Origin of the sequence: Vibrio sp. 05-20-BW147 (assembly GCF_013369385.1) — a bacterium.
Lineage (GTDB): Bacteria > Pseudomonadota > Gammaproteobacteria > Enterobacterales > Vibrionaceae > Vibrio > Vibrio floridensis.
Window position 1 is genome coordinate 35,677 of sequence record NZ_SZTO01000005.1, and the last position, 26,248, is coordinate 61,924.

Genomic DNA, 26,248 nt, shown 5'->3' on the forward strand with positions numbered 1-26,248 from the left:
CTCAACCTTGACTGTTCACTTGGGCTTGAGCTGCGCGCGTATCAAGGTTATCGCGATCACGATGTTCCATTTCGCTCAGCCATGATTTGGCCTGTGGTAAATCCTCAGCTCGTAGTGCCGCTTGAATGGCATAGCGATAGACCCACGAGGTGGCGGCAAAGGACTGCGCTTGAAAATCCGGTTCTGCTAACAACTCTAAATAGAGCTCATAGCCGCGCTCGAAATGATTGAACATATCGGGTAGAGAGGTAAACGTGGCGGCAGCCATCGCACGGGCAAGGTAGCCCTCTGGCAACCCTTGAATGCGCTGCTGTTCACTGAGTGATGCTGGCAAGGTGTTTAGCATACCAATCCCTTTAGAGATGGTTGCCAATCCCTCTTCCGTAAACTTCATTTTGTTCCATGGTAAGAAGGCATCACGGCCTTGCAGTGTTTGTGTGCTACCGAGATACACCAATGACAAGGGTTTCGCCCCTTCTCGCGCAATTAAGGCATTCAACTGGTCGTAGACACTATCAGCAAGCCCACTTTCCCCATCTGCAGCCAAGTTGTACTGGTTAATCAGGCTTTGATCAGGATTGGCTAACACAGCAGGCGATATTAGCGATGTTAAAAGCGCAGTAGAAAGTAGCAAACGGGTCACCAACGTTTTCTTATTCATAAGCATCATCAGGGTATCCTTTTCTTTGATTGACGATGACAGAATAAATGCACTAAAACCCCTATGCAGGGGTTTGCGACCAACGGAAAAATAACGGGATAAAGGGTCGATATTGGAGACAAACGGATTAAGCGCACAATGAAGTGCGCGTTAGCTTGAAAGAAGGGGCAGATGCGCTAGGGGCGCGCTCGGAACTCGGCTTGTTGTACTTTCTCTAACAATGCTTCAATCAGCAAGGTTAACGCTTTTGGCTGACTGGCCGTCAATTTGGCTACAAAGCTTCACCATCGCTTGGCCTTGCGCTTTACTACTGAATCTCACCGTATTACCACAGGTGAGAAAAATGGCCACATGGCTGGCAAGTAAAGTGACGAGCCCACAAATCAGCGCATAAAAAAAACCGAGCTACTTGAGCTCGGTTTTTACATCTTACATTTCAGCGTTGTGGTAAACCTGCTGAACATCATCACAGTCATCCAGCATGTCTAGGAACTTCTGGAATTTTTCTGCGTCTTCTTCCGGCACAGGGCTGTAGTTCTGTGGAACGAAAGTGATCTCTTCAACATCGATAACCAAATCTGGGAACTCGGTGTTTAGCGCCGTTTTCACTTTGAAGAACTCAGTGTTTGGCGCGTAGATAGTGATCACACCATCTTCAAGCTCGATGTCAGTCACATCGCAATCCGCCATCATCAGCGCTTCTAGGAATGACTCTTCGTCGTCACCTTTGAACTGGAATACCGCTTGGTGATCGAACATGTGTGCAACCACACCAGGAGTACCGATTTTTGCACCTGTCTTCACAAAGCACTGACGAACGTCTTGGAAAGTACGGTTGCCATTGTCTGTTAGACAGTCAACGATCACGCTAATGCCACCTGGGCCAAAACCTTCGTAGCGAGCTGGTTGGTAATCTTCACCGCCACCGCCACTTGCTTTGTCGAGTGCTTTATCAATAACGTGTGATGGAACCTGATCTTTTTTCGCTTTCGTGATCAGGTGACGCAGTGACAAGTTCATGTCTGGGTCAATACCACCGTTTTTCGCACACACGTAAATTTCTTTACCGTATTTGGAATAAACTTTAATTTTTGCGCCTGCAGTTTTCGCCATAGAGGCTTTGCGCACTTCAAAACTTCTTCCCATCGGGATGTCTCTCTACATTTACATTTTTAACGCGAAGGATTTTAGCAAAAAGCGAAACCAATTCAATTTTCGCTCAGCTGAGGAATGGGGCACCGGTCACTTAAATAAAGGAAACAGGGCACAAATCGAGCTATGCCACTCCCATCACTCGTTTATATTTTTCGATCGATTGCTCAAAAGTCGCTTTTTCGCTGGGATCGGTTAACTTCTCGGCCTGTTTGATGATCGCTTCAGGGCCACATTTCGCTTCTTTCAATTGCCAGACTAAAAAGGAAGCTTGCTTATCCAGCTCAATTCGATTTTTTTCATCCGCAGGTAACAGTGAAAGATTAAACGACATGCATATCCTCGAACAATGTGTACTAAATTGATGTACTAAAACATGACCACCTTGGCTGACCAATTGATTGGCACACGTCACGATAACGCGTTATCCAAGGCTATTTGAGTATAGCGGCGCAATATAGCATAAAAAGCCGCATTGGAAGAATAGAAATTTCACACCTCAAACGCGGGTAACCAACGCTGACGTATGTCTAAGAGCCAATAGCGAAGCCGCACGCGAGCGTCATCATGGCGTTTGCTGGTTTGAGGGCGATTCATCTCCAAATGAGAGATAGCGGTTAACCACTTCTATCATTCGCTGTTGCGTGACGGGCTTGGCGATGAAGTCTGTCATGCCGACATCAAAACAGCGCTGTTTGTCTTCCACAACCACATTCGCTGTTAGAGCGATGATCGGCACCACGCGGCTCCATGAATCCTTGGCTCTGAGCAGTTTGGTGGTTTCAAAACCATCCAGCACTGGCATCTGGCAATCCATGAAGATCAAACAATATTCTCGCTCGGCGCACAGCTCGAGAGCTTTCAGGCCGTCTTCCGCGATATCCACCACCAAACCGATTTTCTCTAACATCAACCTCGCTACTTTTTGGTTGATAAAGGTATCTTCCACCAGCAACACTCGTGGGCGATTTTTCGGTTCTTTTCTCTCTAACGACAAACGTTCCTGCGATTGAGGAGCAAGATCTTGAAAGTGCAGTACGTTACCTGGGGGCTGTTTGGTGAACACCCCTTCGCCATCAATGCATGGCACGGTAAATTCAAAGCAACTGCCTAAACCCACCTCACTTTTGAGCGACAGGTTGCCCCCCATCAAATCCACCAAACGCAGTGAAATAGCGAGCCCTAAACCGGTGCCACCGTATTTGCGGGTGGTGCTGTCATCAGCTTGTTGAAAGCGTTCAAAAACGAGCTCTTGTTTCTCTTTAGCGATACCAATACCCGAGTCAAAAATTTGAAAACGAATGTGCGTGTTCTGCTCCGCATCCGTCAATTTAGACACCACCAACTTAACATAGCCACGCTCGGTAAATTTGACCGCATTGCCCAGTAAGTTGTTGAGCACTTGCTTAAGATGTTTGCTATCCCCAGCCATTGAATGTGGCACCGCGTCTTCTAACTCCACCACAAATTGCAGATTTTTTGCATGGGCTTTCAAGCTGTAGATTGCACACATTTGTTCGACTAAGTCGCTTAAACAGAAAGGCTCTTGTTGAATGGTCATTCTGCCCGCTTCAATTTTCGAGAAATCGAGAATGTCGTTGATGATATCGAGCAACGATTCTGAGGAGTGGTTGATCATCTCAACATACTGCTGCTGCTCTTGTGACAGCGCCATCTCTTTGAGCAGTGAAGCGACCCCGATAATTCCGTTCATTGGCGTGCGAATTTCGTGACTCATGGTCGCCAAAAACTCACTTTTCTTCACGTTTGCAACTTCGGCTTGCTCTTTGGCAAGACGAAGATCAGCGTAATTCTGACGCAGCCGTTCAATACTGGCGTTGTATTTTTTCTCCAACAGCGAAATTTCATCATCAAACGCGCGGGTCGGAAGCCTTAACCGGCTGGGGGTTTCACCATCTTTAAAATCACTCACCGCTCTTGAAAGTAGAGAAACGGGCTTCACGATAAGATGGATCGCGATGTAAATCACTCCGACCATCAAGAGGAACGTTTTAATCGACTCTCCCAATAACAACAGTCCAAACTTGCGCCACAGACCGAGGTACACTGCCTCTAAGTCGGAACGTACAATCAAGTTGGCCAACAAGTAGTTTTTACCGCTCAGTTGATATTCCATCGGCCAGCGCTGCTCAATAACGTTGTGTGCGTTATCAGATAGTTCGCTGATTTGCACAATGGTTTCACTGTCACTGGTGATCTCCACGGCATCCACAAACGGCAAAGTCATCATACCCTGTACTTGAGATTCAAGATGCTGACGATCTTCCACCCACAAGCTTTCTGTTAGACTGTGCAGATAACTTTGCTCCACCCAACTCAAATCCGCCTGTCGCTTTTTGAGCTCAAGCTTATAGTCCCAATAAACGTTGAACGCTGTACTGACTAAGGTAAAAACCAAACTCAACAGAATTACAGCAATCATCAGCTGTTTATCGATGCCCATCTGACGTCTGCTGTTCATATTTTTACTCATATGAAACTAGCGCCTTACTTAACATGTTCTAGTATAAATATAGTCCTGACTGCTCATTAGTAAACGGAGGGCATATGAAAGTATTCAAATGGACGTACCTTTCTCTCTGCGCTTGGTCACTTGCGCCATCGGCCTACAGTGACGAAGTGAACTACTACGTCATTGCGAATCAGGCGCGGCCTTTTCAAATAGAGATCGAAGGGCAGCATCAAGAAGGCATTGTGACCGATATTGTGAAATCCATTTTTGCCCAAAGCGAACACACGGTGAACTATCACACCTATCCTTTCAATCGCATGATTTCGATTTTAGATGCCGGAGGCGAACAAAACTGGCTCACCTACGGCAGCCCGAGTTGGGGCAAGGCACAATCAGAGAATCTTTCCGAAGAACCTATTTACACTGTAAAACACACTTTGGTCACCAGCAGCCAAAAGCCGTTTTCATTTCAAGGCATTGAAGATTTAAAAAGCAAGGGCTTGGTGTTGTTGATGGGGTTTGACTATCCTCAACTCACTCCCTATATCGAGCAGGGCTACCTTGAAGAAATTCGTGTGAAAGATTATCAAGCGGCATTTCGAGTTGTCAGCCGAACCCCGGGAGAAATCGCCTTTGTGGAGATGACTTCGCGGGTGAACTACAACATCAGACAACTGCGCCTCAACCCCACGCACTATTCACTGCAGCCGTTTGAACAGGTGATACCAGATTATGATATCTACCTCGCTTTCTCACCGAACATGGATCCACAACTGCAAGCTTTCATCAACCGTCGCTTGAAAGAGATCAAGCAAAGTGGTGAGCTCCAAACGATCATCGACAAGTACATTTAAGGGCCTAACGGCCCTTTTGCTTCACTTATCCGCTTTTATGCACGCTAAGGTTTAACGAAGTTTTGATCAAACATGTGCCCCAACTTATTGGCTTTGGTTTTCAAGTAGTGATGATTATGCGGGTTATTCCCTTCTTGCAACGGCACGCGTTGCCTTACCTCAATATTGGCCATCTTCAGCGCATTCACCTTGCGAGGATTGTTGGTCATCAGCCTGACACTCTCTATGCCCAAATAACTCAAGATGCCTCGGCAGAAAGTGTAATCTCGCATGTCAGCGCCAAAACCTAACTGCTCGTTCGCTTCCACCGTATCGGCCCCTTCATCTTGCAGATGATACGCTCGGATTTTGTTGATCAAACCAATACCTCGTCCTTCTTGGCGGAGATAAAGTAAAACCCCACACCCTTCGGCAACGATATTTTCTAGCGCTCGTGCTAGCTGAAATCCACAGTCACAGCGAGCACTAAACAAGGCATCCCCCGTCAAGCACTCTGAATGAAGCCGGATCAATGGGGAAGGATCACGACGAATGTCACCATAAACCAGCGCCAGATGCTCTTTGCCCGTGGCGTTTTCGATAAAACCGTACATTTGAAATGTTCCCCATTGGGTGGGCAGCTTGGCACTGTCGATAAACTGCACCAAATTATATGGTGAGGTTTGCCGTAGCTCATCGCGCACCGTCATGAGAATTTGCCCTAAATGGTTGTGCCCTTTTCCATCCCCGCCATCGCCCCAAAAAGCGTCTTTGTGGGAATGTTCGAGCAAATCCATTTCTCCGGTGGCAAGCAACTGATGAGCAAGTGGAGGATTTTGAAAGAACTTTTCGCGCACAATAAATTTCATCACTTCCACGCGAATATCAAGCCAATCGTGTCGCTGACACGCTTCATGCACACGAGACAAGGCAAAGGCATCGGCGGCGCACTCCGCGTTTTTAAGCTGCAACTGCAAGGCGGGATCTTCAAACTTCTGTGCTTGGTAATAGTGCTCGCTGCTGAGCCACACCTCACCGGACACAGTAATCGAGCACGGAAAGAAATTGGCGAGGAAGCCATGATCATCATCTGGCTCATAGAAATAAATCGGTTTGTCCATGGTGTTACTCCTGACGTCACTACACAAACAATAAGAAATAAAATGCATATCTTATTGATATAGTGTTTAGTAACGCGCAGAAGGATTGTCAAACCAAACAAGGGTTCTTCTGGTGCTGAAAAACACAAAGGGTAGCGTAGCGCTACCCTCAAGTTTTATAAAATCATATCGTTAGCAAAACTTAATGAAGCAATCCTAATTCCTTGGCTTCTTCAATGCTCAGACCACTTTCGCGGATCTCTCTTAGCGCTTCAATACGGCGTCTCGCTTCTGCTGATTTCACTTGCTTCTCTGGCCTAATGACAACTTCTTCTTCAGAAACTTCCCACTTGTGAGCCATATCTGCCATCTCGTCATGGTTGATTGAATTAATGGACATATCTCCTCCGAACGCACCATGTTGTTGACACCCGATCTATAGCAAACCCGATTTCGTGAATTAAGTAAAACAGTGAGGATTTGTGACCTTTTCCACCCTTCTACTAACTAAATTATAAAACCATCACTAACTTTTTGCTTAATCGAAATCTTCAAAGTACATTCAGGCAATTCCCCCAACGAAAATGAACTGATCAAGCTCTCATTTTCAGCCGATACTTTTTCTTCTCTGCGCCTATTCAACACCAATCTTTCGAGCCACTTCAACAAATTTCCACCGCAAGCTTTTTCAAATCAACACTAACTGTTAAATGATAATAATTATCATTATATCTGTAAGGTGTCTTATGAGTGTTCATTCTCTCGCAAAAGCGTTTCATCCTGATCCTGTGCTGCAGGTGCGAAACTTGTGTGTTGACTACATCACTGACAACGGCGATTTTAATGCCGTCAAATCGGTCAGTTTCGATATTGGCAAAGGTGAAATTTTTGGCTTGGCTGGTGAATCTGGCTGCGGTAAAAGTACCATTGCTTTTGCCATCAATCGCTTACATAAACCGCCCGCATTTATTTCTGGTGGTGAGATTATCTTTGAAGATCGTAATCTCTTGTCACTTTCAGACCAAGCACTCGGCGCTCTTCGCTGGAGTGAGATTGCCATGGTATTCCAAAGTGCGATGAACTCACTCAACCCAGTGCTCACAATTGAAGAACAGTTTGCCGATGTTTTACGCCATCATCGCGGCTTCTCCGACAGCCAAGCGAAAGATCGAGCAGAAAAACTATTGGATTTGGTCAACATTCCTCGCCATCGTTTGAGCGAATATCCTCACCAGTTCAGCGGCGGAATGCGTCAACGCCTAGTGATTGCGATAGCACTCTCACTTAACCCCAAACTCATTATCATGGATGAACCAACAACAGCACTCGATGTTGTGGTGCAACGAGAAATCTTGCAGCAAATCTATCAACTGCGGGAAGAGTTTGGCTTCTCGGTCCTGTTCATTACTCACGATTTGGCCCTCATGAGCCAGCTCTGCGATCGCATTGCCATTATGCGCCACGGAGAAATTGTTGAAGTGGACCTCTCCTATCAAGTTCGCAATCACCCTAAACATCCCTATACCCAAAAACTCTGGGCTTCGTTCCCCAATATCCATGATGTCCACAAAACCGCAGAGCAAGGAGCCTAATCATGAATGCACCAATCATTGAAGTGAAAAACGTGATCAAAGAGTTTACCGTTGGCGGTGGGTTTGCTCGCAGCGAACCTTTTAGAGCCCTGCAAGGCGTTAGCTTTAAGCTCTATTCAGGACGTACACTGGCGCTGGTGGGAGAATCTGGATGTGGAAAAAGCACCTGCGCTCGATTGATTACCAAGGTCTATCCACCCACCGATGGGCAGATCCTATTCCATGGACGTGATATTGCAGAACTGCGTTCGCGTAAAGATGTACTCGCCTATCGGGGTAAAGTACAGATGGTGTTCCAAGATCCATTTGGCTCACTCAACCCCACCCACACCATTGAGCATCACTTAACACGACCACTTAAGATTCATGCTCAAGTCCGCTCGGATAGTGAGATTCCAGCACGGCTAACTGAACTGCTCAAACAAGTCGAGTTACCAGAAGAGACGCTGGCCAAGTTCCCTCATGAACTTAGCGGAGGTCAACGACAGCGCGTAAACTTAGCGAGAGCACTGGCGGTTGGCTCACAAATCATCTTAGCGGATGAACCCACATCCATGCTGGACGTGTCCATTCGTTTGGGGGTATTGAACCTTATGCAGCGGATGAAAAAAGAGCTGGGCATTGGTTTTCTCTACATCACCCACGACCTCGCCACCGCACACTACATCGCCGAAGAGACTGCGGTCATGTACAAAGGCCAGATTGTTGAATGGGGAGATACACAAGCGATTTTGCGAAACCCTCAGCATCCTTACACTAAGTTGTTGATATCGGCGGTGCCCGATCCAGATTTGCCGTTTGGCAATCTCGTTCAAAGTGAACCAAACTATTCAGTGGATGCGGATGCCATTCGTCAGCAAAGCAGTATCGTAGTAGACGAATGCGAGCAGATTGGCCCTAATCACTTTGTCAAACTTTGGACTAAGGCGGCGTAATGGATCTTTCTATCTGGCTAGCAAGCTTTTCCGACTGGTATCAGCACCGAAAACATGATCAAGGACGTGAACTGGAAGCACTGGTTTTTTCCGCACCCGATTCGGTTTTTGGCCCTGAGCTGACGGATGATCAAAGCAAGGCCGTGGCTTGTTGGCTAGATGGATGCCTTCGACTTTTCCAACACTATCGGTATCACAATCCCTCTCGCGCTTTTGAGTACTTAATGTATACCGCCAGTAAACTCGAGCAAGTTGGTTGCGATTATTCCACCGACATTGAGATTCGCGATTGGTGTATCAAACGCTTGCAACATATGGCGGTGCTCAGTCTGGAGTTTTGTGCAGAACAAAGTGATCAAAGGATTTGGTTACCCAAAGCCAATAGTATTATCGAAGGGCATGTGAAGCTGATGGATGCGCTTGCTTGGAATGAACCACGAAAGCATGATCAAGTCACTTGGCATTGATCGAACTCAATCACGAATCGATGATCAACGAGAAGACAAGTTACCAGCACATTTTTGGATAAAAAAAAGCGAGTTCATACGAACTCGCGAAATCTATTCAGAATGAATGTAACAATATGAGCCAATCTATTAATCATCAGAAAGGACAAAAGGTTGTCTATTCGCTGTTGATATTATCCCCACCACCTCGCGTTAATGTCAGCGAATTGTTAACGTTCGGTCTGATTTCCATCAATATACAATTTGTTGCAAATGGCAACAATTCGTTACGTGAATAACGTAAAGTAGCGCGATGGAACATCAAGCTCGATCAATTTTGAGCCTGAAAGCATGATCAAGGAACGATGCGTTTAAACCGAAACTTCGTCTAGAGCGCGAAAAACCGTCTCATCAAGATGCCCTTCAAACACTTGGCGACAAACTTTCCTACGAACGGCAAGACCCGCGATCAGTCGTTCAATAGAGAGGTGTTTGTTCTCCGTTTGGCTGTTGTACAGCTCCACTACCTTACTTAGGGTTTCATAAGGCAAGATGTGTTCATCCACCCGAATGTAATCAAGCTTCTCTAACAGCTCCTGGCACTCTTCTTTAATTGCGGCATATGGATGCCCTGTCATTGCCGACAAAGCCGTTATACTGCGTTCTAGAGCCTCTAAAGAGGTATATTTAGTTAACGTAATGGTGATTTCGTCCGCATTGATTTCAACAAGGTGCTTACGTAGCTTTACCCGACGTCCCAAATTGCCTTTTGGCGAACGCTCTTTACGCTGTATTGGCTCGAACTCGCCATCAATAATGCCTGAGAGCTCATCGAGCTTCTGTTTACTCACCATTTCATTGCGGAGTGGGTTTGGCAGCGTTGGCGCCATATTGCGTTTGCCTGCGTTGGTGGTGCGCGCACGCGAGTAACGTAATACTTCTTCGACATCACATTTGATGTCAACTTGGTAGTCGATCACTTTGTCTTGTTCAACGATCGTTTCCAGTGTTAAGTGGTAGCCCCATAAATTCACGACAAAAAGATCATCGGTCCCCTTCCCTTCCGACAAACGACGCAATTCGCGGATCAGATCCATGGAAAAACGACGCCATTCGATGTTTCGCGCCAATTTTTGGTTCAGTTCACTTAGCAGCATGCTGTCGGTATGACGGCGTGCCATACGCGTCCGAAAATAGGAATAGAGTTGAAACACCAAGGTATGCTGTTTCAAGATCTCGGGCGGGAACAGAAAGAAATAGTCGCGAGTGAGCAGCTCTTCGTAAAACGACGGCTCCCAAACCAAGATGTAAAGGTTAGGTTTGATACGAATTTCACCATCACTCCCTTCCGTTGGTGCTTCTTCCGACGCTGTGATGGTGCGTGCTAGGAAACGAAAACGATCACTTTTAAAACCTTCAGGCATATTTTCGCTCAGCCAACGTCCCGTCAGTTCATGCAGCTGAAAGTCCGTGAACTCTATACGATCTATGCTATCGCGGATCGAATCACGAGCGGGACCACTGTCTTTTTTGCCACGCAAAGAGAGAATGTCCGTAATGTAAAGTGGCGTTTTATTGGGAACATGAGCCGCATCCATCTGATATTCTTCTTTGTGATGATCATGGTATTGAACCGTCAACGTAAACAAGGCAAATAAGGTCATCAGATCATCGACCGTCATGATGTTTTTTGATGATCGTGTTTCGATCACGGCCCGCGTACCCGAGATCGACACCATGGACTTTTGATAGCTTTTACGCGTTCGGGGTGGTGCCAGTGCTTGATCAATAATACCGGCCCAGTTGGTTGGTGAAACAACAAATTGATCGGCCTCGTCTTTCATTCCTGGAGGAGTGTTAAGACCATGTTCATTCAACAGGCGTTTGTTCACTTGAGTTTGTGCTAGTGCTTTTGAGCGTTTTTCTTTTTCGGTCTGTTTGACTTTTTCTGTCACTAGGCTACTAGCACCAAGCACTGAAATCAGTTTGTTTGGATTAACGAAGTGATGCAGCATGGTTTTACCTGCTAGTCCTTCTTCAAAACGAACTGGTGTTTGGGTAAATAAACCAATGGCAACAGCGGCACGCAATCGTTGCTGAATCGCAGCGCGAGTAAGATGCCCATCTGTCGCTTCAACTAGTTCCGTAGTAGAAACCAGACCATCTTTACTGCTAAAACCTCGTAATGAAATCAGGTTAAGCAACTCAAGAATGCTTTTGGTTACCCCTTTAAAATGTTGGTATTGTTCAACCCAATCGGCTGACGATTCGTTAACCTCGAATAAATGACCATCCTTGTGGCTACGTGGAGCCTTGATCAGTATTTTTTCTTCTATTGTCATTCTAGATCCAGATCACATTGGCCGTAAAAGCACTATAGTTCCAAGAGAATAAAGAAAATTAGATCATAAATAAAGAAAAAAGCTTGTTTTTAAATAACTGATCTTTTTGATTAAACTGATCTTAATTGATTATATGATCTATTGATCTAGAGGAATGGAAGGGTATAACCTTATGATAATAATAGACTTTTAAATATTCCCGTCGGAAGGATGATCATAATAACAATGAAAGCATGATCATTAAACCTTTGAAAACATGATCAAATAGACCCGCAAAGATGATCATCAGAAATCCCCAAGTGTGATCAACGTGAACATGAAAGCATGATCATGATGGATAAACAACTTATCCACAGTTGCAGCTATTCAATAGCTTGTTCGTACTTTTCCTTTGGCAACAATGTGAATCGGAAGCATGATCACCAATGGCCTCTCTCTATACTGGTTGTTCTCTATTTCGCCACTTTTTCTCTCATGCCCATATAAAGGTGAAAATATGCTCGCTATTGGCTTATTTAGAAAACACGGTTCAATACTCGAAAGCATGATCATGATATTTCGCTGTAAATGAATTGGTTGGCTTGATAATTGGTGTCTATCTCTCACAGACAGATTATTGCCGCATCTCCCATTCTATCTGCATTTGACCGTAGTTTGATGGTTTTTTTTCATGCTTCCGAGAATAAATGTACTTGATCATTGTTCCGTAGAAAAAGGATCATTATCTCCGCTGAGTTCACGATCAATTTTCATCATTCTCTCCATGATCATCGTTTCGTGAGGAATGAATGTCGCGGAAGAATGATCAACGCTACACTTGATCATTCTTCCTATATCAATCTACCAATGTTGTGGTGAAAAAGCGGCCAGCTAGTGCCAGAAGCATGATCATGAATAATTGGGTGCGATGGTGAGCGAGCATAGTTATGTTGTGTCATTTATTGTCTGTGCTGGCGCTTTATTGAGCTTAGCAGCGATTTTCCAACGTTCCGTTAATATTCATCTTACATGGGCCGTAATTTAGTGATGTATGTCAATCGTTCCGTGATTCTTCACTTTACAATGTAAATAAGTGATGCTGTAACACTCTAAAAGTTTCCCTGTTTGAATGCCATTATCAACGAAATTCCATGATGAAGAAATGGTCGATTGACCAGTCTATGTTGATTTTTACATCATTATGACGTGAATAATTCATTTTTATGTGATTATTCTTCAAAATGAACGTTCACCTTTTTGTTGTTTTAAGTTGTAAGTGCTGTACAATCTGGAGAAAGATATTTCTCAAAGGAATAGACAATGAAAAGAGAAAAAACGATCGAAAATCTCATTCAGTTGGCTGAATCTACCCAACAGGTTCAAGCAGACCGTATTGAGATTGTGCTAGAAGAGCGCAGTGATGATTATTTCCCACCAATGTCAAAGGCATTAATGGAAACACGTTCAGGATTAACTCGTCGCAAGTTGGATGACGCGATTGGTAAGATGGAGGCTGAAGGTCACCAATTTACCAAGAACAACGCGAATCACTATTCGATCACTCTTGAAGAAGCGCACATGCTGATGGATGCTGCTGGCGTGCCAAAATTCCACCAGCGTAAGAATGGTGGTAATGGTAAACCTTGGATCATCAACGTACAGAACCAAAAGGGTGGTACGGGGAAATCCATGACAGCGGTGCATTTGGCTGCTTGCTTGGCGTTGAATTTGGATAAGCGTTACCGTATCTGTCTGATTGACTTGGACCCTCAAGGGTCGCTACGTCTGTTCCTCAATCCACAAATTAGTATTGCAGAGCACGACAACATTTATTCTGCGGTCGATATTATGTTGGACAATGTACCGGAAAATGTCGACGTTGATCGTACGTTCCTACAGAAAAATGTGTTGTTACCAACGCAATATCCGAACCTGAAAACCATTTCTGCCTTCCCTGAAGATGCAATGTTCAACGCAGAAGCATGGCAATATCTCTCTCAAAATCAATCGCTAGATATTGTACGTCTACTCAAAGAGAAGCTGATTGACAAAATTGCCGATGACTTCGATATCATCATGATTGATACGGGACCGCACGTTGATCCATTAGTATGGAATGCCATGTATGCGTCAAATGCACTGTTGATCCCTTGTGCGGCCAAGCGTTTGGACTGGGCATCAACGGTGAACTTCTTCCAGCATTTACCTACGGTGTATGAAATGTTCCCAGAGGATTGGAAAGGTTTGGAGTTTGTGCGTCTAATGCCAACCATGTTTGAAGACGACAACAAAAAGCAAGTCTCTGTGCTAACAGAAATGAACTACTTGTTGGGTGACCAAGTGATGATGGCGACGATTCCACGCAGCCGAGCGTTTGAAACGTGTGCTGATACCTACAGTACGGTATTTGACCTCACCACCAGTGATTTCGAAGGGGGTAAAAAGACCCTCGCCACGGCGCAAGATGCGGTGCAAAAGAGCGCATTAGAACTTGAGCGTGTTCTTCACTCTTACTGGTCCTCATTGAATTAAGGGTAATTAAGTTATGGCAATCAAAACTTCCGATCTCAATGCGAAACTGTTTGGCAAAGCAAACAAACGCCGCGTTGCAACTCCTCAAGAAGCGCAAACTGCGGCAAAAGAACAAGCTCAGGTGATTGAGCTGGCAGTGGCGGGTGAAGAAACCGTGACGTTTGAACTGGTTCGTATTGCGGCGGATCAAGTGGCCTCAAAGACCTCAGTTTTTGCAGAAAATGCGCGTGAACAATCTTTCTTAACCGAGCACGCGCTGTCTGATGTTTTGGCAACACTGCGTGAACGTGGTCAGCAATACCCTGCGGTGGGTCGTCGTACGGCGGATGGCAAAATTGAAGTGCTGGACGGTAGTCGCCGTCGTATGTCTTGTATTTTGGCGGGCCAAGATTTCTTAGTCTATGTGGCGGATAACATCAGTACGGAACATGCTAAGTTCCTATCTGATGTGGCGAATGCCCACAAGCCTTTGTCTTTGTATGAAAAAGGCAAAGAGATGTTGGCAAAACTGGAAAAAGGCGACGCGGAAGACCAAAAAGCGCTGGCGAAAATGTTCCAGTGCAGTGAGGCCCTCGTCAGTGGCGCATTAAAAGCGGCGTCATTGCCACTTGAGTTACTGCAAGCGTATCCAAATGTGAGTGACCTTGGACGTCCAACCATCGTCAAGCTGCACAAGCAATACAATTCGTTGGCAGAACCGCAGCAAAAAGCTCTACTTAATAAATGCCGCACCAATGAAGGCTTTGTTTGGCAACGCAGCCAAGCGCAAGGTGTGGCTCGTTTAACCAAAGAAGTGACGGAAAACATCGAAGCGTGGATTGCGGAACTGAGCCCAGTGAAAGCGAAGGCTAAAGCTGAGAAAGTTGAACTCGTAAAAGATCGCGCAAGCTACAGCCGCAAAGGCAGCAACTTGTCACTAAACTTGAAAAAAGTAGATGACAAAACCATGGACGAAATTCTGCAGTTCTTGGCCAGTAAGCTAAACTGATTTTCAGTGAAATAATAACGAAAAGCCGCTCATGCGGCTTTTTTTGATCTTGTGCTACCATAGCGTGATTTTATTTTTCGGAATCGATGATGGACAAGCAACTACAATCACTTTTGTCACTTCAGCAACAAGCGCGCTTAACGGGCCAACGCTATGGCGTGGTATTACACGGCGATGAAAACGAACAGCATGCATTGCTTCGTAACCTGCTTCAAAAGCCAAATCAGCAACGTGTGTTTGTGATGGGGGAGGGGATTATTGAACCTTCTTTAGTGACGCAAGTGGTTTCCATTAAACAAGGCCAACGTCTTTTAGGTCAAGAGTGTCAACTGTTGATCATCGATTGCCGTGAGCAGTTCGATGCCAACAGTTTTTCCGCAGCTTGCGGCTCGCTCTGTGGTGGGGGGCTGTTACTGATTCTACCTCCGAATTTCTCACAAGAATCGGTGTGGCATCAGTGGTTTTCTTCACGGCTGGAGCAACTCATTCAGCTTCTACCTGATCACCTTTTTGAGCCTACCGAATCACTATTTTGCGTCGATGGTATTCACTCCCTCCGTTTTGAACAGCAAAATTTTGCCGTGGAAGCCATTCAACGTGTGGTCACGGGGCATCGGAAACGTCCCCTGTTGCTGACGGCTGATCGCGGACGTGGCAAAAGCAGTGCTTTAGGCATCGCCAGTGGTGAACTGATGTTAAAGCGGAAAACACATATTGTGATAACCGCGCCTAGTCTTGGTGCGGTTGAACCCGTTTTCCAACATGCACAGAACACTCTGACAAATGGCCACGTATCGCACGGTAAAATGACGACCGAGGATGCCTCGTTGGAATTTATTGCCCCTGATGATTTATTACAGCGCTTGCCTAGCTGCGATTTGTTGTTGGTGGACGAAGCGGCTGCGATTCCACTGCCAATGTTAAAACGCATGGTTGAGCATTATCATCGCTGTGTCTTTTCCACCACGATTCATGGCTATGAAGGTTGTGGACGAGGTTTTACGACGAAGTTTCTGCCGTGGCTAGAAACTCATCGACCAGGGATGAAGCATTGCCACTTAGATCATCCTATTCGCTGGAATCCAAACGATGCGTTAGAGCAGTGGTTAAACCAGACCTTCTTGCTCGATGCCGACATATCACAGCCAGAAACGGTCGATTATTCGAACTTGTCACTGCGCTTGGTGAGTAAGTCCCAGTTGTTGCAAGACAGTTCGCTCTTGCGTGAATGTTTTGCCTTATTGGTCAATGCGCATTATCAAACCTCACCGAATGATTTGATGCAGCTTCTTTCTGATGATGCAAGCCAATTGTGGCTGGCACAAAGCAATGATGTGGTTGTCGGCTGCTTGCTGACGGTAGAAGAGGGCGGCTTACCGAGCGATCTGATTGAGCAAATTCAGTTAGGCAAACGCCGCCCCTCAGGTCATTTAGTTCCCATATCGTTGGCTAATCACCTTGGTTTATCTCAAGCGGCAGAGCAACATTCTTTACGCATAATGCGGATTGCTGTTCATCCTCAACACCAATCGAAAGGTATTGGGCATGCTATGTTGGCGCAGTTAGAGTTACAGCTAAAGCGACAGTTTGGACAGAAGTTCGATTTCCTCTCAACCAGTTTCGGCGCTACCGATGCGCTATTGCGCTTTTGGTCTCGTTGCCAATATCAAGGCGTTCGTATTGGCTTTTCTCGAGATGCTGCTAGTGGTTGCCACTCATTTATGATGGTAAAGCCGCTCTCTGGCCGCACTCAATCTTGGTTGATTAAAGCCGAACAGATGTTTGACCAATGTGTGCCAGAGTGGCTGGCTTCTTCACTTCGCGATCTCGAAACCGATGTTGTGCGCGCGTTGTTGCCTTCACTCAACGGTCGAGTTCTCTCTTCTGCTCAACTTAATCTTGTTCGTTATTACGCTAAAGGTGGCAACAGTTTTGAGAGTGTGCAAGTTTGGCTTCGACAATGGTTACTCACGATTGAAGCTCAACAAGTTGATGAACTGCTGATTCGTAAAGTATTGCAAAATCGCTCGTGGACGGAATGCGCCCGCGAATTTTCGTTGCCAGGACGTAAACAGGTAGAAGGGCAATTACGTCAAGTGATTGCGACTTTGCTTTTACAACACTGATTTACACTGTAAATCACCAACGTCGGGTTGATGTCGTTGAGAGTTCAGCCTGACTTACTCCCCACTGTTTGTTTTGCCACCACGAATATTTACAGTGTAAATCAGACAAACCGATCAAAACCGTACCACTCTCGTGTCCAAAGCTCCCCAAGCTTAGCTGTTTGTTTTATCTGTGAAAATTCGTACTCGTTGTTATTAATCATTCAGCAGATCAAAAAAAGAACCCTTATTGAATTTGCGTATTAATGAATCCTTTCTAGACTCAGAATATGAGCCTATGTTTATAAAAAAGACAATAAGGATAAATAGATGGAATGTTGGTTGGCTGAGTGCTTAGACATAAGTTCGGTACATGAATGCCGTGCACAATACTTGCAATGGCTTGAATCTGACCAACCTCTTCTACTGATGGGAAGCGCGGTGCGCAAAGTGGATGCTGCAGGCATTCAGGCCCTTGCTTCGTTTATTCTTAGCGTCAAACAAACAGGCTCAATCATGGAGTGTAAAGATTTCTCTGAAGTGCTTGAGGATGCCATCGCGCTTCTCGGGTACGAGCTCAATTAATTAGTGTCAGTTTGCAATCTAGGGGGCCGAGATGGTGAAGATTCTCGCAGTGGACGATTCTGTCTCAATTCGTCAAATGGTAAGTCATACACTAAAAGACGCGGGTTATGATGTAGAAACGGCGAACGATGGTAGTGATGCACTCAACAAATCAAAACTCACCAAATTCGATGTGGTGATTTCCGACGTCAATATGCCCAACATGGGCGGCTTTGAGTTAGTTCGAGCCATGCGAGCCATTCCCCAATATAAGTTCATTCCTATACTGATGCTGACCACGGAAACCAGCCCTGAGAAAAAAATGGAAGGTAAATCCGCAGGGGCAACAGGGTGGCTGGTGAAGCCATTCAATCCCGACACATTACTCAAAACCTTAAAACGCGTACTTTAACAAGCGAGTAAATGTCGGAATAAGGAGCGTCAGATGGCTTTGGACATGGAACTGCTGCGCAGAATGTTCTACGAAGAGTGTCGTGAAAATTTAGAAGTGTTGGAAGATATCCTGCTTAATCTCGACCCAGCTCAAGTAGAAAAAGATCTCATCGACACCATTTTTAGAGCGGCTCACTCTATCAAGGGTGGAGCGGCAACCTTCAATTTGTTGGATATCAGTGAGTTCACGCACACCGTCGAAGCGTATTTAGACAAAGTACGCAATGGTGAGTTAGTGATGACACGAGAAAGCGTGGATGTTTTGCTGCGCAGCTGCGATGGAATCCGAATTTTGCTTGAAGGTCACGAGTCAGGGGAAGCGGTGGAAAGCGACAGCTTAGCAGGAGTCAGCCAGGAGCTTGCTCAGTTGCTTCTTGGCAATGATAGCAACAGCAGTGATGCCTTGGGCGAAACGTCAGATAACGAGGTCGAGTCTCAAGCTGCCATCGCGCCGTTTGAAACAGAAACCAGCGCCACCACTACCAGTCAGTGGCAAGTGAAGTTTCGTCCACACCCTACAATTTTCTATAGCGGAAACGATCCACTGCGGATTTTACGCGAGCTCAACGAGTTGGATGAGCACGCGCAACTGACTTGCGATACGAGTCAACTTCCCGACATTCAAGCACTTGACCCTGAGCTCTGTTATACCCATTGGTTTATCACCCTATCTGGAGAGGTCGAAAAATCGCAAATCGAAGAGATATTCGAGTGGGTGGAGGATGAATGCGATTTAGAGATTACCGCTTTACCTGCCGTATCCACCCATATCGAGCGAGAAGCCCCAGCCACGCCCATCATTCAACCTGAACGCGAGGTGGCGCAAACTGAGCCAACGACGGTGGTTGCTGATGCCGCGAAACCCGTATCACGAAGCAGTAAAAACAGCAAAAGCGATTCGGCAGTGACGTCGATTCGTGTTGATATCGATAAGGTCGATAACCTAATCAACTTGGTTGGAGAGTTGGTGATCACCCAATCCATGTTGGCCGAAATTGGCAGTGATTTCTCCATCGACAAACTGGACAAGCTCAAAGCAGGGTTAGATCAACTGCTGCAAAACAGCAAAGATTTGCAAGAACATGTGCTCAATATTCGTATGTTGCCGATGAGCTTTGCGTTTAGCCGTTTCCCACGTTTGGTGCGAGATTTGTGTGGACGCCTTGGTAAAGAGGTGGATTTGCAAATTCATGGAGAACACACGGAGCTGGATAAAACCGTTTTGGAGCGCATTGTCGATCCTTTGGTGCATCTGGTGCGTAACGGCATCGACCACGGCATTGAGATGCCAAACGAGAGAGAGCAGAAGGGAAAACCGTCATTTGGCACCCTCACGCTCAATGCTTTCCATCAAGGTGGTTCAATCATTATCGAAGTGAAAGATGATGGGGCAGGCATAAACTGCGATCGCATCTGGCAAAAAGCCGTAGAGAAAAAAGTACTGCCTTCCGATTCTCGTCGCGAAGAGATGAGCGACAAACAGATCATCAACCTTATTTTTGCCCCCGGTTTTTCGACCGCAGATCAAGTTTCCGATATCTCTGGGCGTGGTGTCGGAATGGATGTGGTGAAACGCAATATTGAAGAGTTGGGCGGCCATATTGAAGTGGAGTCCCTCTACGGACAAGGCAGTAACTTCACCATTAGCTTGCCACTGACTCTGGCTATCCTTGATGGGCAGTTAATGAAAGTGGCGGGTGAAGTGTATGTCATTCCTCTGCTTACCATCATCGAATCCATCCAAATTGACCCGAACTACATCAAACATGCCGCTGGTGGTGTTGAGCTTTATCGTCTACGTGAAGAAAACATCCCGATTTTACGTTTGCAGCATGAGTTCGATATGGGCAACAGCCGTGAATTCCGCAGCAAAATTTTATGTGTTGTTGAAGCTGCGGGTACGCGAGTCGGGCTGCTGATTGACGAGCTGTTGGATCAGCAACAAGTGGTGATCAAAAGTTTGGAATCCAATTATCAGAAAGTGCCCGGTATTTCAGGAGCTACGATTTTGGGTGATGGCTCGGTGTCGCTCATTTTGGATGTGCAAGGGCTCATTACAACCTTTTTAAAACGCCGTGCCGAGAGTGGCAATTCTGGCATGGCAGCGTAGGTGGCAATCATGGACGCAGTTCAACCGTTAAATAGGATGTTGGCCGAGAGCGATGAGCAAGACAGTACAACAAAAGTGGAGTACCTCAGCTTCAACTTGGCCAATGAGCTGTATGGCATAGCGATTGAAGATGTGGAAGAGATCCGCGTTTGGGAAAGACCCACGCCGATCCCTCGCTCTCCTTTGTTTGTGAAAGGGGTGATTAACCTGCGTGGCATGATTGTGCCCGTGATGGATTTGCGTCAGCGTTTTTCCGTCGGAGAGTGTGTCTATCTGCCCACTACGGTAGTGATTGTGCTTCGTCATCGCTTTCTCGAACAGCAGCGTCTCATGGGCATTGTGGTGGATGCTGTTTCCGATGTGGTGAGCCTCAGCACCCACGATATCAACAGGCCAGTCGGCGACACCCCGGTTTCCACTTTTATGCTTGGTCTAGTGAACGTTGGTGAGCATGTAATGACGTTGCTTGATACGTCTGAGCTGATGGACATAGAGTCATTTCAGGAGGCAAGCTGATGGAACAGCAAGAGTATTTGAGCTTTGTAGTGGATAACGATGAATACGGTGTGCCGATTCTGGATGTGCGTGAAGTGCGAGGTTGGAGCGAGGTAAGAAAAGTGCCAAACGCACCGAAGTATCTGGTGGGTGTGTTAGAGATCCGCGGAGAGTATGTCCCTGTTGCCGATCTGCGCGTGCGTTTTAATCTTTCGCCATCTGAAATTGGTAATACCACGGTGGTGGTGGTGCTTAACGATGTGCAACATAACCCGTTGGGCATCATTGTGGATGCCGTGGCGGAGGTCTATGCCTTAGATGACGGCGAAATTAAACCGCCGCCACAAACCATGAAAATGGAACAACGATACATCAAAGGATTGGCAGCAACGGCCAATGGTCACTTGATGATAATTAATCTGGAAGCTCTATTTGATGTGGCAGAGCTGAGCAGAACAACAGTAGAAGAAGCGCTAATGTGAGGTCAGGTATGGCATTTTGGAATCGCAACAAGGAAACGCAACACAGCTTTCGTCCACAAGTATCTCATCCAAGAGATACCTTGTTAAATGAGGTGGAAGAGCAAGAAGAGCTCAGTAAAGAACAACTGCTATCGGCATTGAACACCGCTAAAACCGCGTTAATGATGGTGGATCGCGATTTTAAAATTACCTACATCAACGAACAATCAATGTCGTTGTTCAAGCAGCATGAAGGTTTGTTCCGTAAACATTGGCCCAATTTCAGTGCTGATAAAACCTTTTTGATGGGCGCGTGCATCGACATGTTCCACCGCAATCCTGCCCATCAAAGGCAACTGCTCTCGACGCCAGCGAATTTGCCATACACCACCACCATCGCTATTGACGACGTGCGATTAGAATTGAATGTTGGCGCGATGCTTGATGCATCGGGAAACTATGTGGGGAACACATTGGAGTGGCAAGATGTCACGGAAGCCATACGCAAAGAAGATCGCATTGCTCGTTTGCAAGCCGCTATCGACCAAGCGCAAACTGCAATGGTGATGATTGACCGTGATTTCCTCATTACCTACGTCAACGAAGAAACGGTGTCCTTATTTCGTCGCCATGAAGCGGCCTTTCGGGGCGTTTGGTCTGGTTTTACTGCCAGCAAAGAGTGGTTGATGGGACGATGCATTGATGAGTTTCACCGCAATCCTGCACATCAACGCAAGTTGCTCAGCGACCCGAATAATTTACCCTATCGCACTGACATTGCGGTTGGGGATGTTCGTATTGAACTCAATGTTGCCGCGGTGAAAAACGCACAAGGCGAATACATCGGCAACAGCCTCGAGTGGCGTGATGTGACTGAGCAGCGTGCCAATGAAGAAGAAGTGGGGCGTTTGGCCTCTGCGGTGGCGGGGATGACCACCAATCTGATGATGGCCGATAAAAACGGCATCATTCGCTATCTAAATCCTTCTCTTGCCAATTTGCTCCGTAGCCGAGAAAGTGAACTGCAGAAGGTGTTGCCTGGTTTTGATTCGCGCAATTTGGTGGGTAAAAGCATTGATGTTTTCCACAAAAATCCAGCACACCAACAGGCGATTATCGCTAATCCTGATCGCTTGCCCTTTAGTTCCAACATCAAGGTAGGCTCGTTGGAGTTCAACCTTACCTGTATCGCAATGCGAGATGGCAGTGGTAACTACATGGGGCCAGCATTGCAATGGATCGACATTACGGAACAGCAAGATGGACAACGTCAGGTAGAAAGTTTGATCCAAAAAGCGATAGCGGGGCAGCTGGGAGAGCGCATCAACACCTCTGTCTACAGTGGTTTTATGAAAGAGTTGGGTGACGGCATTAATAGCTTGTTGGACACCTTAGTTGAGCCTTTGGATCAGTGCATTCAGGTAATGAGCAAAGTGGCCAATGGCGATCTCAAAACGCAAATGAGCGACACACACCAAGGTGAGTTTGGGCGTTTGGCCGATGCGGTGAACACATCGATTCTGAACATTCGCAATATGGTGGACAAAATTACCGTCTCTTCTGCTCGCGTAGCGACCGCTTCTACCGAGATTGCCGACGGCAATAACGATTTGAGCCAACGTGTTGAAGCACAAGCCTCCAACTTGGAAGAAACCGCAGCCAGCATGGAACAGATGACGGCAACGGTGAGACAAAATGCCGATAACGCCAAAGGTGCCAACGAGCTCTCTGAAGACGCAGCGAAAAAAGCGCGCAAAGGAGGCGATGTGGTTGGTCAAGCGGTGGCGGCGATGGCAGAAATCAACAGTGCCAGTAAGAAGATTTCCGACATCATTGGCGTGATAGATGAAATTGCTTTCCAAACCAATTTGTTGGCCCTCAATGCCGCTGTTGAAGCCGCGCGCGCAGGCGAACAAGGCCGAGGCTTTGCGGTGGTGGCTGGTGAAGTACGCAACTTAGCGCAACGCAGTGCTGCTGCTGCCAAAGAGATTAAAGGATTAATTAAAGACAGCGTGGAGAAAGTCGATGAGGGCTCGCGGTTAGTGGATGAATCCGGTGCAACCTTAAATGACATTGTCGCTGCGGTGGAAAAAGTGACCGGACTGATCAGCCAGATAGCCCAATCGAGCATTGAACAATCGACAGGGATTGATGAAATTAACCGCGCCGTGTCGACGATGGATGAAATGACGCAGCAAAATGCGTCTTTGGTTGAAGAAACCTCGGCCGCAAGCCAATCGCTTAAAGCGGAAGGCAAAGAGCTGCTCAACTTAATGAGTTTCTTTAGCACCGATAGCGGCATTACCACCTTGGAGACATCGAGCCCAGCCTCACCAAGTGCAGCGGCAGCGAAAGTGACCGCCATGCCCAAACGAACCAATATCAGCGACATGAAAAAGCCAAGAGTAGCCAATTCCGGATTGAGGGCGGAGGAGAGCGACGAATGGGAAGAATTTTAACCAGTGAAGTGAACCTCGAACCCTCACAAGAGTTCGAGCTCACTGACAAAGATTTCAAATATGTTCAGTGGTTCATCCACAAACATGTTGGTATCTATCTGTCAGATCATAAGCGTGCCATGGTCTATGGCCGCTTATCGCGAAAGCTTCGAGAAAAAGGGCTCAAGCGATTTTGCGACTATCGTGAGTGTATTGAGAACAATCCAGAAGATCGCATGGCGTTCATCAACGCATTGACGACCAATAAAACCCACTTCTTTCGGGAAATTCATCACGTTGAGTTTCTTGAAAGCCACCTAGTTCCCTATTGGCAAGAGCAAGGTAAACGAGCGGTGAAGATATGGTCGGCAGGGTGTTCTACTGGCGAAGAGCCCTACAGTTATTTGGCCAGCTTACATCGCAGTGGCTTTTTCGATGGTGTCATCGATTGTAAGTTGCTGGCCACGGATCTCGACACCAATGTGCTGAGCCGTGCACAGCTGGGCGTTTATGATGACACCGCGCTGGAAAGCATCCCTCAACCTTACTTAAAAGGGAATTTTTTACGCGGAAAAGGCGCTCAAGCGGGCAAAATCAAAGTAAAAGAAATCCTGAAGACGCACGTGACATTTCGCCAGCTAAACCTGTTAGACGATTGGCCGATGAAACAGAAATTTGATCTGATTTCTTGCCGTAATGTAATGATTTATTTCGATAAACCAACTCAGCAGCGTTTACTCGAACGCTTTTACCATCAGCTCCATGATGATGGTGTGTTGTTTATCGGTCATTCCGAAAGTGTCGGCACCAATGGTCAGCTGTTTAAGCATTTAGGAAAAACAATCTATATCAAAGCGTGATTGCGCTAAGGCTGCCACATGCTCGACTCAACGAATCACCATTTTCAAGCACAACCACAAGCGTATTACAGTCGCTTTTTCAACGAACAAAAAGGGTTACACATGATCAAAGTGTTGCCCGGTGGGGTGTATGTCAGTAATCAAGAAGAAATGATCTGTACCGGATTAGGATCGTGTGTTTCTGCTTGTATTTGGGATCCCGTCAAACGCGTTGGAGGCATGAACCATTTTTTACTGCCGTTTCATAACCATTTTGAAGAGAAACATTGGCATGCCGATGAGCTGCTTTCTGGCGCTTCTCGTTACGGGAGCTACGCGATGGAGATGCTGCTTAACCAACTGCTCTCGTTCGGGGCCCGCCGTGAACGCTTGCGCATGAAGTTGTTTGGTGGCGCGCAAATGATGGGTTTTCACTCGATGATTGGTGAGAAAAACGTCGAATTCATCCTGCATTACGCTGAGCAAGAGGGCTTAGAGGTGGTGGCTTATGATTTGGGTGGGTTAGAGCCGAGAAAAATCATGTTCGATCCGCTCACTGGCAAAGCGTGGTTGAAGCGCATTCCCTTTGCCGAGATTAGCCATTTACGGCGTGAAGAAGAGCGTTATGCGCACGATTTGGAGAAGCAAACGCATAAAGGATCAGATGTGGAGCTATTTTGATGAGTAAGAAAACAAAAGTTTTGGTTGTCGATGATTCTCCCGTTTTCCGTGCATTGCTCACGGAGATCATTAACTCGGATCCTCAGTTAGAAGTGATCGGTGCGGCGGAAGATCCCTATCAAGCGCGCGAGATGATCAAAGCCTTAAAGCCTGAAGTGATCACGCTAGATATCGAAATGCCCAAAATGAATGGGGTGCAATTTCTCAAAAATCTGATGCGTTTGCATCCTTTACCTGTGGTGATGATATCAACCTTAACGCAGCACGGTGCGGATGCCACCTTGATGGCGCTTGAACTGGGTGCGGTGGACTATTTTCCCAAACCTTCGGTGGCCAACACCGCTGACATGTTGGGGTATCGCACTCTGGTGAATGAAAAAATTCGTATGGCTGCACAGGCGCAGGTCGGAGGAAATCCGCCCATGGCGCAGGCGGTGGCAACCAGCAAACAAGGTACAGAAACCAATCGCTATCAATTGATTGCCATTGGCGCATCGACGGGTGGAACCGAAGCGGTGAAACACTTGCTTTCCGCCTTACCTGCCAGCATGCCACCTATAGTGATTACGCAGCACATCAGCGCCCTGTTCTCTGGCCCATTTGCCAATCGTCTGAACGCATCGTGCGCGTTGACCGTTTCTGAGCTGAGTGAAGGGGAAGTGGCGTTAAAAGCCAATCACGCTTACGTTGCTCCGGGCGATAAACACATGATGGTGTTTCGTCGCGGTGGACAGCTCTATGCTCATTTAGACGACAGCCCAGCGGTGAATCGCCACAAGCCGTCAGTGGATGTGATGTTTGGCTCGGTGGCAGAGAGTTTAAAAAACCAAGCTATTGGCGTGATCTTAACGGGTATGGGCAAAGATGGTGCCCAGGGGATGTTACGGATGAAAGAGCAAGGTGCGATGACCATCGCACAGGATGAGCAGAGTTGCGTTGTGTATGGCATGCCGCGGGCTGCGGTGGAATGTGGCGCGGCAATGCATGTCAAACCACTCAATAAACTTCCTCAGTTTTTGTGCGATCTACTAAGCTAAAAGAAAACATAAGCAAAATGTCACATATTGGA

General features: G+C 46.6%; 23 protein-coding genes and 1 pseudogene. 17 read left to right on the plus strand and 7 right to left on the minus strand.

From position 1 onward, the window contains the following. Position 1: 1 nt before the first annotated feature. Positions 2-670, minus strand: coding sequence for a hypothetical protein (locus FC652_RS05505; RefSeq protein ID WP_176297805.1), 669 nt, complete (start codon positions 668-670; stop codon positions 2-4). A gap of 244 nt (positions 671-914) precedes the next feature. On the opposite strand from FC652_RS05505, the pseudogene FC652_RS05510 reads away from it, so the two are divergent. Beyond that, positions 915-1,055, plus strand: a pseudogene (locus FC652_RS05510) (DUF2798 domain-containing protein); the annotation flags it as partial. A 35-nt stretch (positions 1,056-1,090) separates the two neighbouring features. On the opposite strand, the gene FC652_RS05515 reads toward FC652_RS05510, so the two are convergent. From FC652_RS05515 to FC652_RS05525, 3 genes are all read right to left on the minus strand, one after another. After that, complete coding sequence (locus FC652_RS05515; RefSeq protein ID WP_015727328.1) at positions 1,091-1,807, minus strand: YebC/PmpR family DNA-binding transcriptional regulator; 717 nt, start codon at positions 1,805-1,807, stop codon at positions 1,091-1,093. Positions 1,808-1,937: 130 nt separating this feature from the next. Continuing rightward, positions 1,938-2,147 (minus strand): DUF3283 family protein, encoded by a 210-nt coding sequence (locus FC652_RS05520; protein WP_176297807.1) that lies wholly within the window; start codon positions 2,145-2,147, stop codon positions 1,938-1,940. A 231-nt stretch (positions 2,148-2,378) separates the two neighbouring features. Further along, positions 2,379-4,307, minus strand: a complete 1,929-nt coding sequence (locus FC652_RS05525) for an ATP-binding protein (protein ID WP_176297808.1) — start codon at positions 4,305-4,307, stop codon at positions 2,379-2,381. A 74-nt stretch (positions 4,308-4,381) separates the two neighbouring features. Between FC652_RS05525 and FC652_RS05530 the strand changes: the two genes are divergently transcribed. After that, entirely contained in the window at positions 4,382-5,140 is a 759-nt protein-coding gene (locus tag FC652_RS05530; RefSeq protein ID WP_176297809.1) for an ABC transporter substrate-binding protein, read from the plus strand. A 44-nt stretch (positions 5,141-5,184) separates the two neighbouring features. On the opposite strand, the gene ribA is transcribed toward FC652_RS05530, so the two are convergent. After that, positions 5,185-6,240 carry a GTP cyclohydrolase II gene (gene ribA, locus FC652_RS05535; RefSeq protein WP_176297810.1) on the minus strand — a complete coding sequence of 352 codons (1,056 nt, stop codon included), beginning with the start codon at positions 6,238-6,240 and terminating at the stop codon, positions 5,185-5,187. 181 nt (positions 6,241-6,421) lie between these two features. Next, positions 6,422-6,619 (minus strand): PA3496 family putative envelope integrity protein, encoded by a 198-nt coding sequence (locus FC652_RS05540; RefSeq protein ID WP_176297811.1) that lies wholly within the window; start codon positions 6,617-6,619, stop codon positions 6,422-6,424. Between the two features lie 346 nt (positions 6,620-6,965). Here FC652_RS05540 and FC652_RS05545 point away from each other — a divergent pair, with 346 nt between their 5' ends. Genes FC652_RS05545 through FC652_RS05555 form a run of 3 tightly spaced genes read left to right on the plus strand, consistent with a single transcriptional unit; the run spans position 6,966 to position 9,213 of the window. Then, a complete protein-coding gene (locus tag FC652_RS05545) occupies positions 6,966-7,811 on the plus strand; it encodes an ABC transporter ATP-binding protein (RefSeq protein ID WP_176297812.1) in 846 nt (281 codons plus the stop codon). 2 nt (positions 7,812-7,813) lie between these two features. Beyond that, positions 7,814-8,746, plus strand: coding sequence for an ABC transporter ATP-binding protein (locus FC652_RS05550; protein ID WP_176297813.1), 933 nt, complete (start codon positions 7,814-7,816; stop codon positions 8,744-8,746). After that, entirely contained in the window at positions 8,746-9,213 is a 468-nt protein-coding gene (locus tag FC652_RS05555; protein ID WP_176297814.1) for a transcriptional regulator, read from the plus strand. Before FC652_RS05550 ends, FC652_RS05555 begins: the two co-directional genes overlap by 1 nt. A 350-nt stretch (positions 9,214-9,563) precedes the next feature. Here the strand turns inward: FC652_RS05555 and FC652_RS05560 are convergent, their stop codons facing one another. Next, positions 9,564-11,534, minus strand: coding sequence for a replication initiator protein RctB domain-containing protein (locus tag FC652_RS05560; protein ID WP_176297815.1), 1,971 nt, complete (start codon positions 11,532-11,534; stop codon positions 9,564-9,566). A gap of 1,299 nt (positions 11,535-12,833) precedes the next feature. Between FC652_RS05560 and FC652_RS05565 the strand changes: the two genes are divergently transcribed. The 12 genes from FC652_RS05565 to FC652_RS05620 all read left to right on the plus strand — a co-directional run bounded on the left by FC652_RS05565 (position 12,834) and on the right by FC652_RS05620 (position 26,216). After that, positions 12,834-14,045, plus strand: a complete 1,212-nt coding sequence (locus FC652_RS05565) for an AAA family ATPase (protein WP_176297816.1) — start codon at positions 12,834-12,836, stop codon at positions 14,043-14,045. Between the two features lie 13 nt (positions 14,046-14,058). Then, the gene (locus tag FC652_RS05570) at positions 14,059-15,033 is read left to right on the plus strand and encodes a ParB/RepB/Spo0J family partition protein (protein ID WP_176297817.1); all 975 of its coding nucleotides are present in this window, start codon (positions 14,059-14,061) and stop codon (positions 15,031-15,033) included. Positions 15,034-15,122: 89 nt separating this feature from the next. Continuing rightward, complete coding sequence (locus FC652_RS05575; RefSeq protein WP_176297818.1) at positions 15,123-17,159, plus strand: tRNA(Met) cytidine acetyltransferase TmcA; 2,037 nt, start codon at positions 15,123-15,125, stop codon at positions 17,157-17,159. A 309-nt stretch (positions 17,160-17,468) separates the two neighbouring features. Further along, on the plus strand, positions 17,469-17,723 hold the full coding sequence (locus FC652_RS05580) for an STAS domain-containing protein (protein WP_176297819.1): 255 nt from the start codon (positions 17,469-17,471) through the stop codon (positions 17,721-17,723). Positions 17,724-17,754: 31 nt separating this feature from the next. Further along, complete coding sequence (locus FC652_RS05585) at positions 17,755-18,114, plus strand: response regulator (protein WP_176297820.1); 360 nt, start codon at positions 17,755-17,757, stop codon at positions 18,112-18,114. 33 nt (positions 18,115-18,147) lie between these two features. Further along, positions 18,148-20,265, plus strand: coding sequence for a chemotaxis protein CheA (locus FC652_RS05590; protein WP_176297821.1), 2,118 nt, complete (start codon positions 18,148-18,150; stop codon positions 20,263-20,265). Between the two features lie 36 nt (positions 20,266-20,301). After that, positions 20,302-20,781, plus strand: coding sequence for a chemotaxis protein CheW (locus FC652_RS05595; RefSeq protein ID WP_237286471.1), 480 nt, complete (start codon positions 20,302-20,304; stop codon positions 20,779-20,781). Then, positions 20,781-21,242 carry a chemotaxis protein CheW gene (locus tag FC652_RS05600; RefSeq protein ID WP_176297823.1) on the plus strand — a complete coding sequence of 154 codons (462 nt, stop codon included), beginning with the start codon at positions 20,781-20,783 and terminating at the stop codon, positions 21,240-21,242. Before FC652_RS05595 ends, FC652_RS05600 begins: the two co-directional genes overlap by 1 nt. Before the next feature lie 8 nt (positions 21,243-21,250). Then, complete coding sequence (gene aer2, locus FC652_RS05605) at positions 21,251-23,680, plus strand: aerotaxis transducer Aer2 (protein ID WP_176297824.1); 2,430 nt, start codon at positions 21,251-21,253, stop codon at positions 23,678-23,680. Further along, a complete protein-coding gene (locus FC652_RS05610) occupies positions 23,665-24,519 on the plus strand; it encodes a protein-glutamate O-methyltransferase CheR (RefSeq protein WP_176297825.1) in 855 nt (284 codons plus the stop codon). The genes aer2 and FC652_RS05610 overlap by 16 nt, the downstream gene beginning before the upstream one ends. 18 nt (positions 24,520-24,537) lie before the next feature. Beyond that, the gene (gene cheD / locus FC652_RS05615; protein WP_176297826.1) at positions 24,538-25,179 is read left to right on the plus strand and encodes a chemoreceptor glutamine deamidase CheD; all 642 of its coding nucleotides are present in this window, start codon (positions 24,538-24,540) and stop codon (positions 25,177-25,179) included. Next, a complete protein-coding gene (locus FC652_RS05620; RefSeq protein ID WP_176297827.1) occupies positions 25,179-26,216 on the plus strand; it encodes a chemotaxis response regulator protein-glutamate methylesterase in 1,038 nt (345 codons plus the stop codon). The genes cheD and FC652_RS05620 overlap by 1 nt, the downstream gene beginning before the upstream one ends. Positions 26,217-26,248: the final 32 nt, after the last annotated feature.

Bases quoted from the DNA above. Each gene is read 5' to 3' on its own strand.
- FC652_RS05505 (WP_176297805.1), bottom strand. From the start codon at position 670: ATGATGCTTATGAATAAGAAAACGTTGGTGACCCGTTTGCTACTTTCT.
- FC652_RS05515 (WP_015727328.1), bottom strand. From the start codon at position 1,807: ATGGGAAGAAGTTTTGAAGTGCGCAAAGCCTCTATGGCGAAAACTGCA.
- FC652_RS05520 (WP_176297807.1), bottom strand. From the start codon at position 2,147: ATGTCGTTTAATCTTTCACTGTTACCTGCGGATGAAAAAAATCGAATT.
- FC652_RS05525 (WP_176297808.1), bottom strand. From the start codon at position 4,307: ATGAGTAAAAATATGAACAGCAGACGTCAGATGGGCATCGATAAACAG.
- FC652_RS05530 (WP_176297809.1), top strand. From the start codon at position 4,382: ATGAAAGTATTCAAATGGACGTACCTTTCTCTCTGCGCTTGGTCACTT.
- ribA (WP_176297810.1), bottom strand. From the start codon at position 6,240: ATGGACAAACCGATTTATTTCTATGAGCCAGATGATGATCATGGCTTC.
- FC652_RS05540 (WP_176297811.1), bottom strand. From the start codon at position 6,619: ATGTCCATTAATTCAATCAACCATGACGAGATGGCAGATATGGCTCAC.
- FC652_RS05545 (WP_176297812.1), top strand. From the start codon at position 6,966: ATGAGTGTTCATTCTCTCGCAAAAGCGTTTCATCCTGATCCTGTGCTG.
- FC652_RS05550 (WP_176297813.1), top strand. From the start codon at position 7,814: ATGAATGCACCAATCATTGAAGTGAAAAACGTGATCAAAGAGTTTACC.
- FC652_RS05555 (WP_176297814.1), top strand. From the start codon at position 8,746: ATGGATCTTTCTATCTGGCTAGCAAGCTTTTCCGACTGGTATCAGCAC.
- FC652_RS05560 (WP_176297815.1), bottom strand. From the start codon at position 11,534: ATGACAATAGAAGAAAAAATACTGATCAAGGCTCCACGTAGCCACAAG.
- FC652_RS05565 (WP_176297816.1), top strand. From the start codon at position 12,834: ATGAAAAGAGAAAAAACGATCGAAAATCTCATTCAGTTGGCTGAATCT.
- FC652_RS05570 (WP_176297817.1), top strand. From the start codon at position 14,059: ATGGCAATCAAAACTTCCGATCTCAATGCGAAACTGTTTGGCAAAGCA.
- FC652_RS05575 (WP_176297818.1), top strand. From the start codon at position 15,123: ATGGACAAGCAACTACAATCACTTTTGTCACTTCAGCAACAAGCGCGC.
- FC652_RS05580 (WP_176297819.1), top strand. From the start codon at position 17,469: ATGGAATGTTGGTTGGCTGAGTGCTTAGACATAAGTTCGGTACATGAA.
- FC652_RS05585 (WP_176297820.1), top strand. From the start codon at position 17,755: ATGGTGAAGATTCTCGCAGTGGACGATTCTGTCTCAATTCGTCAAATG.
- FC652_RS05590 (WP_176297821.1), top strand. From the start codon at position 18,148: ATGGCTTTGGACATGGAACTGCTGCGCAGAATGTTCTACGAAGAGTGT.
- FC652_RS05595 (WP_237286471.1), top strand. From the start codon at position 20,302: ATGTTGGCCGAGAGCGATGAGCAAGACAGTACAACAAAAGTGGAGTAC.
- FC652_RS05600 (WP_176297823.1), top strand. From the start codon at position 20,781: ATGGAACAGCAAGAGTATTTGAGCTTTGTAGTGGATAACGATGAATAC.
- aer2 (WP_176297824.1), top strand. From the start codon at position 21,251: ATGGCATTTTGGAATCGCAACAAGGAAACGCAACACAGCTTTCGTCCA.
- FC652_RS05610 (WP_176297825.1), top strand. From the start codon at position 23,665: ATGGGAAGAATTTTAACCAGTGAAGTGAACCTCGAACCCTCACAAGAG.
- cheD (WP_176297826.1), top strand. From the start codon at position 24,538: ATGCTCGACTCAACGAATCACCATTTTCAAGCACAACCACAAGCGTAT.
- FC652_RS05620 (WP_176297827.1), top strand. From the start codon at position 25,179: ATGAGTAAGAAAACAAAAGTTTTGGTTGTCGATGATTCTCCCGTTTTC.